General features: G+C 42.2%; 12 protein-coding genes. 8 read left to right on the plus strand and 4 right to left on the minus strand.

Translation table 11 applies throughout. From position 1 onward, the window contains the following. Nucleotides 1-29 precede the first annotated feature (29 nt). From argS to WC473_03825, 3 genes are read left to right on the plus strand one after another with little or no spacing between them, the layout of a single operon-like run. Entirely contained in the window at nucleotides 30-1,736 is a 1,707-nt protein-coding gene (gene argS / locus WC473_03815) for an arginine--tRNA ligase (protein MFA5124916.1), read from the plus strand. Nucleotides 1,737-1,778: 42 nt separating this feature from the next. Further along, nucleotides 1,779-2,162 carry a response regulator gene (locus WC473_03820; GenBank protein MFA5124917.1) on the plus strand — a complete coding sequence of 128 codons (384 nt, stop codon included), beginning with the start codon at nucleotides 1,779-1,781 and terminating at the stop codon, nucleotides 2,160-2,162. Nucleotides 2,163-2,173: 11 nt separating this feature from the next. Further along, nucleotides 2,174-2,371: a ferredoxin gene (locus WC473_03825; protein ID MFA5124918.1), complete on the plus strand. Its 198-nt coding sequence runs from the start codon at nucleotides 2,174-2,176 to the stop codon at nucleotides 2,369-2,371. A 171-nt stretch (nucleotides 2,372-2,542) separates the two neighbouring features. On the opposite strand, the gene WC473_03830 is transcribed toward WC473_03825, so the two are convergent. The 4 genes from WC473_03830 to WC473_03845 all read right to left on the minus strand — a co-directional run bounded on the left by WC473_03830 (nucleotide 2,543) and on the right by WC473_03845 (nucleotide 4,801). Then, entirely contained in the window at nucleotides 2,543-2,896 is a 354-nt protein-coding gene (locus WC473_03830) for a hypothetical protein (GenBank protein MFA5124919.1), read from the minus strand. Nucleotides 2,897-3,156: 260 nt separating this feature from the next. Next, nucleotides 3,157-3,702 carry a macro domain-containing protein gene (locus WC473_03835; GenBank protein MFA5124920.1) on the minus strand — a complete coding sequence of 182 codons (546 nt, stop codon included), beginning with the start codon at nucleotides 3,700-3,702 and terminating at the stop codon, nucleotides 3,157-3,159. Between the two features lies 1 nt (nucleotide 3,703). Next, nucleotides 3,704-4,297: a hypothetical protein gene (locus WC473_03840; protein MFA5124921.1), complete on the minus strand. Its 594-nt coding sequence runs from the start codon at nucleotides 4,295-4,297 to the stop codon at nucleotides 3,704-3,706. 27 nt (nucleotides 4,298-4,324) lie between these two features. Beyond that, on the minus strand, nucleotides 4,325-4,801 hold the full coding sequence (locus tag WC473_03845) for a hypothetical protein (GenBank protein ID MFA5124922.1): 477 nt from the start codon (nucleotides 4,799-4,801) through the stop codon (nucleotides 4,325-4,327). A 326-nt stretch (nucleotides 4,802-5,127) separates the two neighbouring features. Here WC473_03845 and WC473_03850 point away from each other — a divergent pair, with 326 nt between their 5' ends. The 5 genes from WC473_03850 (at nucleotide 5,128) to WC473_03870 (ending at nucleotide 12,301) form a co-directional block, all read left to right on the plus strand. After that, nucleotides 5,128-5,991 (plus strand): radical SAM protein, encoded by an 864-nt coding sequence (locus tag WC473_03850; GenBank protein ID MFA5124923.1) that lies wholly within the window; start codon nucleotides 5,128-5,130, stop codon nucleotides 5,989-5,991. A 513-nt stretch (nucleotides 5,992-6,504) separates the two neighbouring features. Next, the gene (locus tag WC473_03855) at nucleotides 6,505-10,197 is read left to right on the plus strand and encodes a class I tRNA ligase family protein (GenBank protein MFA5124924.1); all 3,693 of its coding nucleotides are present in this window, start codon (nucleotides 6,505-6,507) and stop codon (nucleotides 10,195-10,197) included. A gap of 183 nt (nucleotides 10,198-10,380) precedes the next feature. Beyond that, nucleotides 10,381-11,358 carry a hypothetical protein gene (locus tag WC473_03860; GenBank protein ID MFA5124925.1) on the plus strand — a complete coding sequence of 326 codons (978 nt, stop codon included), beginning with the start codon at nucleotides 10,381-10,383 and terminating at the stop codon, nucleotides 11,356-11,358. A gap of 211 nt (nucleotides 11,359-11,569) precedes the next feature. After that, nucleotides 11,570-11,764, plus strand: coding sequence for a helix-turn-helix transcriptional regulator (locus WC473_03865; GenBank protein ID MFA5124926.1), 195 nt, complete (start codon nucleotides 11,570-11,572; stop codon nucleotides 11,762-11,764). Between the two features lie 96 nt (nucleotides 11,765-11,860). Beyond that, entirely contained in the window at nucleotides 11,861-12,301 is a 441-nt protein-coding gene (locus WC473_03870) for a GNAT family N-acetyltransferase (GenBank protein MFA5124927.1), read from the plus strand. Nucleotides 12,302-12,429 lie beyond the last annotated feature (128 nt).

Raw genomic sequence — 12,429 nt, forward strand, 5'->3', positions numbered from 1 at the left:
GGTTTTATGTTATCGTAAAGCAAGTAAATATGCCGTATTTCATAAACAAATTGGAAAAGGAAATTTTGCATTCCATTGCAGCTGCCGTCGGACAGGATCTTGATATCGGCCAATTGGAAATTACCCGTCCGCCGGAAGCGGCCATGGGTGATTTAGCTGTGCCTTGTTTTTATTTAACTAAATTACTAAGAATCTCTCCCAATCAAATAGCATTGGAAATAAAACAGAAAATTAAGCTCCCGACAGGAGTCAGATCAGTCAGCAATCTCGGGCCGTATCTTAATTTTTTCTTGAATGAAAAATATCTGGCCAAGGCGGTAATCTCCGAGATTAAGAAAAAAGAGGATAAGTATGGCTGTTTGTCCTGGAATAAAGAGAAAGTAATGATTGAGTATTCCCAACCAAACACTCATAAGGAATTCCATGTCGGTCATTTGCGTAATGCTGTTTTAGGTTCGGCTTTGGTTAATTTATATCGGTTTGTCGGCCAGAAAGTTATTGCCGCCAATTATATCGGCGACATCGGTTCTCATGTGGCTAAATGCCTTTGGGCGCTGGATAAATTCCACAAAAAGGATCCGGAACCGACAGAACATAAAGGGCAATACCTGGGCAAGATTTACAGCGAAGCGGTGCAAAAATCCGAGGCCAGCGAAAAGTATCATCAAGAAGCTCAAGTAGTGCAGAAAAAATTGGAAGCCGGTGATAAGTACTGGACGGCCTTATGGAAGAAAACCCGCGCTTGGTCGCTTCAGGAGTTTGACGGCATTTATAAGATTTTGGGCATAAAGTTTGATAAATTTTTTTATGAAAGCGAAGTGGAAAAGCCGGGCAAGAAAATCGTTGCTGAACTGTTAGCTCAGGGCATTGCTGAAAAATCAGAGGGCGCGGTAATTATTGACTTAGAGCAATACGGTTTGAAGAAATTTTTATTGCTTAAAACCGACGGAACTTCATTGTATTCCACTAAGGAGCTGGCTTTGGCCAAGTTGAAGTTTGATAAATACAAGATTGATGCCTCCTATGTGGTGGTAGACAGCCGCCAAAGTTTCTACTTTCAGCAATTTTTTAAGACCTTAGAAATAATGGGGTTCCACAAGAAGACCAAACATATCGCTTATGAATTTGTAACTTTGCCCGAAGGAGCTATGGCTTCGCGTCAAGGTAACGTGGTTTTGTTTGAGGACCTTTTAGCCGAAATGACTGCTTTGGCGCAGGAGGAAACAGCCAAACGCCATAATGAATGGAGCAAAGAGGAAATTTCCTCTACGGCCGAGAAGATTGCTTTGGCCGCTATAAAATTCAGCATGCTTAAAGTAGGCAAGAACAGCGTGATTGTTTTTAATCCTCAGGAGGCGTTATCCTTTGAGGGTTATTCCGGCCCATATCTGCAATATACCGTAACGCGTATTAACAGTATTTTGAGGAAGAACAAGGATGCGGTTCAGGCCGCCGATTATGCTTTATTGGTTGATCCTATGGAGAAAGAATTGTTGATCAAATTGGCAGAATTTCCTCGGACGATAAATGAGGCCGCCCAGGAATTTGAACCTGGTGTGCTCAGTAAGTATTTGTTTGATTTGGCTAGGATTTTTTCCGCTTATTATCAGGAGGTGACCATTCTTAATTCTGAAGGAAAACTGCGCTCGGCTCGCTTAGCCTTGATTGTCAGTGTCAGACAGGTGCTGGTTAACGGTTTTGATTTATTGGGTATAGAAACTTTGGAGCGAATGTAGTATAATAAGGAAGTCAAAATTCATAAAGTTAAAAGTTGATTTATGCCGGAAGTAAAATACAAAGTAGCACTCATTGAAGACGAGCCTGATTTGGCCGAAATTTATCATTTGAAAATGCAAATGGAAGGAATTGAAGCGACGATCATCGGCGATAGCACTAAGGCCCTGGCGGAACTGAAACGGCTGAAGCCGGATTTGGTGCTGTTGGATATCATGATGCCGGAAGTGGATGGTTGGACCCTGTTTGATCAAATCAAACAAGACGGTGAGCTGGCTAAGATCAAGGTTTACATTTGGAGCAACTTGACTCAAAAGAAAGATAAGGATCGCGCCGCCGGATTGAAGGTCAACGGTTATCTGGTTAAATCTGATTTTACTCCCGGAACCTTGTCGCAGAAAGTCAAAGAGCTTATTAAAAATAAATAATAAGATTTATTATGTCAAAACCATTAGTCAGTGAAGCGTGTATCGCTTGCGGCACTTGCGAAGCCGTTTGCCCGGCAGTTTTTAAGGTAGTGGAAGTTGAAGGCAAACCGATCGCCACCGTTTTGGAGGCCGATTATGAAGCGGAAAAAGCCAAGATTGACGAAGCTATCGGCGCTTGCCCGGTGCAGGCAATCACTTGGGGAGAGTAACTTGATATAAAGTCACCCACTTAATGAAACAATATAAAAAGACCTATGAAAGTAGGTCTTTTTTGTTTATTTTATACCCGCTCTGGATGTGACGATGGAGCTCTTACTGGTAATCTAAGAAATAAAATAGGGACATTCAGCTTGGAACGTCCCAATAAGCGATTAAAACAGTTATGCGTTGATTTTATTTGGTTGATTTTTTTGAAGAAGAGCTTTGACATCCACATTGAATGCCTGATTTATCGTTGCTTCTACATCACTAATTGGATGCAAGCACGGTTTGGGAGGATCTTCGGGATTTAATCTTTGATCCTCATCGCACTTTCTGCAATGACCGATAACCTTAATGACACGAAGGTGTTGGTGCTCGGGGTCTGCAAGTGCTTGGACGATAGCGGGGAGTTTTTCCCAAAGTTCAGTTTCAGTCGCTACAACGAGTACTTTCCTTGCCCCTTCAATTCTCCTATTAGCAATTTTTACATATGCACAATTAGAGGCTTCCGGCATCATTTTAATGATTTTCATAAATTCGTCCGAGATTGCCATTACTTCATACCTCAAAGCCTCCCCATCATTTGTAATGAACGATGTAGCCGTCATAACTCGTCCTTTCTTCCCTTTAAGGGATTTTTTGCCTCGGCTAATGCTTCAAATCAGTATATAATAACATTAAATATCTGTCAACCTAATGCTAATATATAGGGATGATGAGGATTTTAGGAAAATGAAAACGCCGGGGACTTAACCGTCCTCGGCGTTGTAAAAATTAATTAATGTACTTCTAATTAATTACTGAGGTCTTTTTCGAGTTGCACTTTTAGTGGCTCGTAGCAGTCGCATACAACAAATGTTGCGACCAAAAGGTTACTTTCGGGGTATTCGGCCATAAATTTCTTGACGCCTTTGGCCATTTCTCGAGTAGCTTCTTGCGAGCTCTTTTCGACTACGCCGATCATAACCCCCATGCGAATCATCGGAAGAGTGACAGAAGTGAAGCCCGCTTTTGTGGCCGCAACTAGTCCATTGTAAATGATTTGATGGAGCGGTCCCTGCAAATCGTCGACCACGAAGATGACGTTTTGGAAGGTGTTCTTCCTGGGCAAGTCGAGGCTATTCGCGACAACCGTGTCGCCATGCTTTAGCGGCATGGCAGCCTCTGCTTGGCTATGGAATATATTGCCTCCGCAACTGCGCTGGATAACGCCATCAATACCGCCGAACCACATGCCGCCGGAATTGATCGCCGTAATGAGCGCGTCTGTTTCAAATTTTGAAATATCTCCCAGCTTAACTTCAACTTTTATGAGCGTTCTCCTTTTTGTGTTGAGGATTTTATCGTTCGATTTTCTCTACCCCCAGGAGGAAAAATCCGACATCATCACCGATATGTAAGCCATGGCGATTACAGTCGAGTCCATCGTCAAAGAAGCAACCAGCAAAAATATGATCGTTAACACAACGGGTATCTGACATCGCACTACAGCGATCTAGTGATGCACGTTCACCACCAGTAAAATTGAAATGTGCAAAAATAAGAGCAAACAGAAGCTGGATCGATCCAAAACTTGTCGCATGATTGCCAGGAAGCTCATAGCGCTTCTTGAGTTCGGCGCGGTACTCTTCCATTTGTTCAAAGCCCTTTCTCATGCTACCCTCTGCCAGACGAGGAATCCAAAATACTAGGCAATCCTCGGTGGGATAATCTCTGAACCAATACAAGTCATGAATTTCCCGAAGATTGTCGTGGCAAGGCCCGGCGAGTTGGGCGCGCTTCTTAAGAGTAAAGCCCTGCTTGACTAGCCATGCAACTGGCCCCGTGTAGCCCATCAGAGTCGCTAGTTTGCGCCAAGGGGCGAGACGATCCGCAAACTGCGGGAACTTCTCTAACAGTTCACTATCAGAACACGCGTTTGAATATGCGCTCATCGTAATCTCTCCTTTGTGTCGGTTTTTTTAATCAAAAATGCCAATCTTCTGAAACCAGTGCGGTTTATAAATTGCTGTGGGCTGCCAATCTTCGCTGTCCCTAGCAATTCTGATTGCAATGTCATCAACCGTGCTTAAAAACATGAATTGTGCCTCTCCCTTACCTAGATATGTAGAGAATACTGCAACTCCGTTTTGATCGGATTTAACGCAACCAAATGGATCAAAACCGCATCCTGAGTTTCGAGACATTTCAAAACGCATGCCGATTAATGCAGTAAACTTTTTCTTTGACTTTGACTCAATAATGATTCGTCGCATCCCAGGTTTCTGATCAGAAGGGCATCCTTCGTAGAAGAAACCTTTTGCATGGCCACTTTCAATGTTATCTATGTAATATGCAAATAGAAACTGAAATTTTTTCAGCAACTCCGTGCCAAGAAAGGCAACGACGATAATTAAAATAATGACAATAACTGACAGAACTATGACAGCGATGGTCATGGTTATTCTCCTTTGTAAATGTTCTGTTTCCACAACCCCTATGGTTGTAGCATACCATTTTGGTAATGCCTAATCATATCACAATACTGTCGCATTGTCAAGTGAAAAAATATGAATAAATCATGACTAATACTCTACTGGTTGATTAGTCTGATATTTATTGTAAATTCCCGCCACTCAATTTTTCCAAAATCACCCCGTAAGCCCCGCTTTATTAAGTACTCCAATTATGAAGTGTCTTTGTATCAAGATTATAGAGTATTCGGTGGGACTTGAACCGAACTTAATTATAGTCTATCATAAAGGCAAACTGATAAGCATTAGTAATGAAATCAACTTATCCTAAAATTGTTTGTTGGAGATTAACTTCCGTATGTAATAGGAAGTGTCCTTTTTGTTTCCGTCCAGAAAGTAATAATTTGGACACAAAATCAGTCTTTAAAATTATAGACAAACTGGCTGCCAGTGGCGTTAAGGGCGTAGGCATTACTGGCGGGGAACCTCTTTCACGTCCAGATATTTCAAAAATATTTAAACATCTTAGCGATAAGAAGATTAAAATTTGTCTTGCTACAAACACTGATTATTACAAAAAAAATCGTAATATTATAAATAAGTATGTCAGCACTATTGGTATTCCGATTGAAGCGTCCAGTGGACAAAATCATGATAAAATAAGAGGTAAAGGCAATTTTAAACATGTTATTGAAACTCTCAATGATGTCTATAAGGAAAATAAAATAAAAATGTATTTTAGCACTGTTTTAACAAAATATAATATTAACGATTTAGAAAATATAGAGAACTTACTATTACCATACAAAAAGAAAATAATATATTGGAAAATTTATGAATTAATGCGTTATTATAAGGCAAATTTTCAATCAAAGACAGAATGCAACGGCCTCTCTAAAATAGTCAAACCCAAATTTGAAAAGTTGGGAAAAAAACTTGGGAAGAATAAGTTTTTTTACCTATCCTCTGATGATCGTAGTGGTGCTTCATTTTTGATTAACCCCGATGGGAGGGCAATTGTGCCGGTAGAATCCGATGGTAAAACAAAAGACATTGCCTTGGGTAATTTTTTAACTGACAATATTGGTGAAATTTTTGATAAATGGAATCATTATACGGATTTTAGTAAATACCAATGTCATAAATGTGCTTTGAAAAGTAGTTGTCTTAGGTAAATGACTTAGGATAACTTTGGGATATAATAATATCCTTGCGCTTCCAGTCCAGTACGGCCGATAAAACGCTTTTACGTAAATTAATGGCGAAATATTTGGAGCAAATTCCTGAAAGAATTTGGTGCGGTCATGTTGCTTGGATCTGCGGTCAAAGGGTTTTATTTGACGCTTACTATCCTAATTTTAACTGGTTTAATCAGCAGTGCGTACCCGAGTGAACTAAATCACCATACCATTAGTAATGGTGATTTTTATTTTTGACTTTTTATTTGTTTTTTGTTATATTGAAAATATCGCATAGGCAAGTTAAACAATTCATAACAGCGCCAGACAGTGGTTATCACCATTGGAGCTGCCGAAAGAAATCCGTTCAGAGCGGAGAGTAAAATCGGCCGGTCAGCCCGTAACAGCTGAAATTAAGTCAAACACCGAGATGGTACCGCCCGCGAGGGCTCCGGCAAGCCAAGTTGGTGTTTTTTATTTTTAAAGTAAATAGTAATCATAATTAATTATATGGAAGAAAAAAAGTGGGTTAATCCGATTCCGGAAAGAGAGCGGGAAATCCAAAAATTTTGGGCGGACAATAAAATTTTTGAGAAGTCTTTGGAACAAACCAGGGCCGGCGAGGCTTACAGTTTTTATGATGGCCCGCCGTTTGCTACGGGTACGCCACATTACGGCCATATGGTTGCCAGTCTGATGAAGGACGTGGTGCCGCGATTTTGGACGATGCGTGGCAGGTATGTGGAACGTCGCTGGGGTTGGGATTGCCATGGCCTGCCAATTGAAAATATCGTAGAGAAAGAATTGGGCTTTAAAAGCAAAAAAGATATTGAAGATTACGGCATCGGCAGATTCAACGAATATTGTCGCAGCAAGGTTTTGGTTTATGTCGAGGAATGGAAGAAAACCATCGCCCGTTTCGGTCGTTGGGCGGATATGGATAATTCTTATAAAACCATGGATCTGCCTTATATGGAATCAATTTGGTGGGTGTTTAAGGAATTATATGATAAGGGTTTGGTGTATGAGGGTTATAAATCCATGCATATTTGCCCTCGGTGCGAGACGACTTTGAGCCAGCAGGAGGTTAGTGAGGGTTATAAGGATATCAAAGACCTATCAGTAATCGCTAAGTTTAAATTAAAGGCTGGACAAAAAATTAGAAATTTTATTACCGATGATAATACTTATGTTTTGGCGTGGACGACTACGCCCTGGACTTTACCCGGTAATGTGGCGCTCGCAGTGGGGGAAGACGTGGATTATGTTTTATTTAAAAGATATGACAATAAAAATGACGTTGAAGAATCTTTTATATCTTCCAAACAATATTTTAAAACGTTAGGTAATATAAATGGAGAAATGGCATATTTTCGGGATGCCGGTAATGATCCGTATGTTCGTTATGGAAAAGAAGAGTTAATCAAAGAATTCGGAAGTCTAGAATTGATTGATAAAAAATATCAGCCATTATTTCCATATTATGAAAAAGTTGCTGATATTTACGGAGCACCAGACTCTCAAATTAACCCAGATAATAATAAGAGAAAAATTGGTAAGAGACTATTAAGTGGTAGTTATTCAGGTGCTCCTACGAATTGTTTTGATCGAGATGATTTAAAAGAATGGCATAAATGGGATAATGCTTATAAAATTGTGTCCGCGGATTTTGTTACGACAGAGGACGGTACGGGCGTAGTGCACATCGCTCCGGCTTATGGCGAAGAAGATATGCAACTGGGTAAGGAAGAGAATTTGCCTATGATTCAGAACGTCACGTTTAATGGAAATTTTAAGGACGAGGTTGTTGATTTTTCTGGCCTGAACGTCAAACCGGCGGAAGATACTAAGGCGACCGACAGGAAAGTCATTGAATATTTAGATAGGCATAATCTGCTTTTTGCCAGCGCCGAATACGAACATAGCTATCCGCACTGTTGGCGTTGCGACACTCCGCTTATCAATTATGCCACCAGCTCTTGGTTTGTTAAGGTAACAGACATTAAATCAAAAGCCTTAGAGACCGCTAAAGGCATTAATTGGTCGCCGGCGCATATTAAGGACGGACGGTTCGGCAAGTGGCTTTTGGGCGCGCGCGATTGGTCAATTTCCCGCCAGCGGTTCTGGGCCAGCGTTATTCCCTTGTGGCGTTGCGAGTGCGGTGAAATAAAAGTCATCGGCAGCGTGGCTGAGTTGGAAGAATTGAAAATAAATCGGAATAATTTTTTTGCCATCAGGCATGGCGAAGCGGAAAAGAATATCAAACACGTGTTTAGCAGCGGCCTGGGAGTTTATCCTTTGACAGCTAACGGCCGAGAGCAAATTAAAATCGCCATTGATAAATTAAAAGACAAAAAAATCAGTTTAATCGTTTCTTCTGAAGTGTTGCGCGCCAAGGAAACGGCTCAGCTTATTGCCGAAGCCACGGGCGCGGAATTGATTTTTGATGCCCGCCTGAACGAGCTTAACGCCGGCGAGCTGGAAGAACGATCTGATGTTGACGGTCGAGCCAAGGAGGCTATTGCCAAGTGGAAAACCGATTGGGACGCGGCTTATCCCGGAGGCGAGAGTGTCCGGCAGGTGACGGAAAGAACTCTGGCGTTATACCAGGAATTAAATGAAAAATACGAAGGCAAAAATATTTTGTTGGTCAGCCACGAGGATACGCTCAAGTCGCTTTTAGGTAAGCTTTACGGTTATGAGCCGAGCCAGACCTTTGGGGATTTGGTGGCCGAAAAGGGGCAAGTGCTGGAAATAAAACAGAAAATAACCGATCTGCATAAGCATTTTGTGGATCAATGGCAGATCGTCTGTCCTAAATGCGGCCGGAGAATGGACAGAATCCCCGATGTTCTGGATACTTGGTTTGACTCCGGTTCCATGCCTTACGCCCAACAGCATTATCCATTTGAGAATCAAGAGAAATTTCTAGCTGGTTTCCCGGCGCAATTCATTGCCGAAGGCGTGGATCAGACGCGCGCTTGGTTTTATTATTTGCATATCATTGCCGCAGCCGTCAGAGGCAGTGAAGCGTTTAAAAATGTCATCGTTAATGGCATTGTTTTGGCTGAAGATGGCAAGAAGATGTCCAAACGCCTGCAAAATTACACGGAACCGGAGATAATCATGGATAAGTACGGCGCTGACGCGTTGCGTTTTTATCTTTTAACCGCACCAGTCATGTCCGCGGAGAATTTGAATTTTTCTGACGAGGCCGTTAAGGAAGCGATGCAAAAAGTCACCATGTTATTGAATAATATCTTGAGTTTTTATAAATTGTACGAAACTCCCGGAATAGCGGCGTCCCAGTCAGCCAGGAGTAATAACATTTTAGACAAATGGCTGTTTGTGAAATTGAATTTGTTGATTTTGGAAGTGACCAAGAATATGGAAGCCTACGATCTGCCACGCGCCACCCGGCCTTTGGCTGAATTTATTGATGAGTTTTCCACTCGTTGGCTACAATCATCACGTGATCGCTTGAAGGGCGATGATGAAGCGGACAAGAATCAGGCTATCGCCACTTTCCATGTAGTCTTATTGGAATTGTCCAAGATTATGGCGCCCTTTACGCCTTTTGTCGCCGAGTATGTTTACAAGCAAATCGGCGGCGACAAGGAATCGGTTCATTTGGAGACCTGGCCGCAGATTGCTGAGGAGTTTTATGGCAGTAAAGAGGCAGCCGCCTTCAGCGATAAGCTGAAAGAACAAATGAGTTTGGCCGCTACCATAGAAGAGATGGGTTTGTCCGCCCGCGCCGAGGCTAAAATAAAAATCAGACAGCCGCTTAGCAAGGCTACGGTTTTCGGCTTGTCACTGGCTGAAGAGGAATACAAAGGGCAACTCATGGATTTGATTAAAAATAAATTGAATATCAAGAATCTGGAATTCGCCGGCGGGACTGAGATTAAATTGGAATTAGATACTGATCTGACTGATGAATTGAAAACTGAAGGCGCCTGGCGTGAGCTGGTCAGGACTATCAATACCTTGCGCAAGGATGCCGGCCTGACCATCAAAGAGCGGATTAAGCTGAGCTGGCAGAGTGAAGGGAGTATAGTTAAAAGAGTTTTTGCCGCCGGAGACTTAGCCGAAGAATTGAAAAAAGCCACTCTCGCTCAGGAATTAATTGAAGCTGACAGTGACGCTAAAGCGGTTAATATCAATGGCGAAAAGGTAAAAATAAAAATTGAAAAACTTTAGTCGGTAAATAATCTTTCTCTAAAAGAAGCGGTCGGTGACGGCCGCTTTTTGGTTAAACCGCGATTATTGACAAAATTTGTTAGATTTGTTATTATCATTTGATATCCTAATAGTTTAGGATTTCGCTTGGCCCGAGCGGCATAGCGCTAATAGGGCAAGAACTTTGACAAAGGAGAATTCGTCATGACAGAAAAAAATGTCGCGGACGAGACAACGGGACAGCGAAAGGCACTGGAGGTTGAGCGAGAATTGGCCCGCCTAAGGGTCATGGATCAAGAGGCTGATTTGAACCGTCGGATCAGGGAAGGAACCATTGATCCAAGGTTGGTTAAGAGGCCCTTGCAGGATTTAATCGAAGGGCGCTATGATGATCCCGACGCCGACAAACTGCCTTATGCCAATGAAAAAGTGAATTCAAATTTTACCTACTCGCGTGATTTTCGTCGGCGCTCCGTAAGGGAGCAGCTTAATTTTTGGCGCCAATTGGGCTTGACTAAGGATTTAGACGATTCCCACGTTTATGATCTTTGTGGAAACAGGCATCTTGAGGAGCGGCCGTTGCCCCAGAAGCTTGAACTTGATCTTGTGGTGCCGAAATTTTCCTGTCTGGGCGGTTACTACAAAGCGACAAGTGATTTATTTTGGTTGCTTCAGAAGTCGTTGCCTCTTGGAGGACGCACTGTTGATGAAGTCAAATACAACAGTTGCTTTCGTCCCACTACCAGGACTCGCGGTTTTTTGTGGCAAATGGATGAGTATCTGCCCGGTGGTTATCTGGTAATCCCAGTTAATTTTGGCTTGAGATGGCGCGGGGCCAGTATTCGCCATGCCCAGAGACGTTTTGAGGGAGGTTTTAATGGTGAAGCGAATGAATTCGGTTTGTGCCATTATATTATGGCCGCCGCTTTACTGACTCATCCTGATCTCATCAGTCAAATCGGCTGTCTGGGCATTGATTGCGCTGGCACCGAGTACTCGCCTGGCGAGAATCATAGTCGCCCTTGCGACGTGCCATTGGAAACACGTGTTGATTTTTACCTGTCTCTTTCCTTCGTTTGCCCCTCCGATTCACCGGAATCACAAGCTATTTTTTGTCCAAGGTTTAGGACTGCAGTATCGGAAAAGTTTGGTTCAGCCGTGGGTTTTGCCCCGGCATGCTGAAAAATTGAGTTTAGAACTTTAAGCATTCAAGCTTGGAAATTAGTTGTGTTGTTGCGACTAATTCCAAGCTTTTTTATTTAATTTTAGCTGTGAGCGCTTTACGCCTGTTTTCCGGCGAAGACAGCTGGCTGTGCCAAAACGGCCAGTGAATTAAGCATGGCCAGCCGGATTTTCCCGCTCCGAAAACGGGATGCAAATAAACAGCGCCAATATGAAAAATCACATCAAAGAATTACGCGCCAAGTTCGGCTTAACGCAGGAGGAGTTGGCGGAAATTGTCGGTGTCCGGCGGGAAACTATTCTTTTTTTGGAGCAGGGCAAGTATAATCCGTCATTGGAGCTGGCGCATAGAGTCGTTCAAACTTTAGAAACTAAGATTGACAAGCTGTTTGAGTTTGAAGATTGACCATTTGATTTTTTTGATGTTTTGATGTACTGTTTTTTTAGTGTTTTTTTTAGTACTTTAACAATTAAAAGCCAATCGAGGAGGAGGAAGCAAGCAATGCCGAATAACAGTCCCGAGATAACTATTGTTAATTATACTGACGGGAATTTTGATGAAGTCAAAGCTGTTTGGGAAGAATGTGGTTTATTCTATGGCGAATGCGATAAGCGCGAATCGCTCAGAAAAAAAATCCAACAGGATCCCGAATCCATTATGGTAGCCAAATCAGGGGGTAAGATTATCGGCACGGTGGTAATTATTTTTGATTATTATATTTCCTATGTTTATCGCTTGGGAGTACTGCCGCAGTATCGTTCACAGGGGATCGGCAAGCTTTTGGCGGACGAGGCTCTGAAAAGATTGAAGCGGAAAGGGGCTAATGGAGCTTGTTTTTTTGTGAATCCCGGTAATTCTTTGATGTTGAACGCCTGTCTTAAACATGGCGGCTTGAAGAATTATGGCCCGTTTATTTATTTAGCCAAACCCTTAGACGACTGAATAGGTTTTTAGATTTCCGTTAAAAGCGGGAGTTTTTGTTTTTTTGATTTGGTTGCTTCTTGACATAATCACGGTTATTTGATAAGGTATGATGATTATGTTGATTCTGGCGGGCTAGTACATTAAAA

This window comes from Patescibacteria group bacterium (assembly GCA_041650895.1).
Taxonomy (GTDB): Bacteria; Patescibacteriota; Patescibacteriia; order 2-01-FULL-39-33; family 2-01-FULL-39-33; genus CAISTG01.

Bases quoted from the DNA above. Each gene is read 5' to 3' on its own strand.
- WC473_03845 (MFA5124922.1), bottom strand. From the start codon at position 4,801: ATGACCATCGCTGTCATAGTTCTGTCAGTTATTGTCATTATTTTAATT.
- WC473_03830 (MFA5124919.1), bottom strand. From the start codon at position 2,896: ATGAAAATCATTAAAATGATGCCGGAAGCCTCTAATTGTGCATATGTA.
- WC473_03865 (MFA5124926.1), top strand. From the start codon at position 11,570: ATGAAAAATCACATCAAAGAATTACGCGCCAAGTTCGGCTTAACGCAG.
- WC473_03855 (MFA5124924.1), top strand. From the start codon at position 6,505: ATGGAAGAAAAAAAGTGGGTTAATCCGATTCCGGAAAGAGAGCGGGAA.
- WC473_03870 (MFA5124927.1), top strand. From the start codon at position 11,861: ATGCCGAATAACAGTCCCGAGATAACTATTGTTAATTATACTGACGGG.
- WC473_03850 (MFA5124923.1), top strand. From the start codon at position 5,128: ATGAAATCAACTTATCCTAAAATTGTTTGTTGGAGATTAACTTCCGTA.
- WC473_03840 (MFA5124921.1), bottom strand. From the start codon at position 4,297: ATGAGCGCATATTCAAACGCGTGTTCTGATAGTGAACTGTTAGAGAAG.
- WC473_03860 (MFA5124925.1), top strand. From the start codon at position 10,381: ATGACAGAAAAAAATGTCGCGGACGAGACAACGGGACAGCGAAAGGCA.
- WC473_03825 (MFA5124918.1), top strand. From the start codon at position 2,174: ATGTCAAAACCATTAGTCAGTGAAGCGTGTATCGCTTGCGGCACTTGC.
- WC473_03820 (MFA5124917.1), top strand. From the start codon at position 1,779: ATGCCGGAAGTAAAATACAAAGTAGCACTCATTGAAGACGAGCCTGAT.
- argS (MFA5124916.1), top strand. From the start codon at position 30: ATGCCGTATTTCATAAACAAATTGGAAAAGGAAATTTTGCATTCCATT.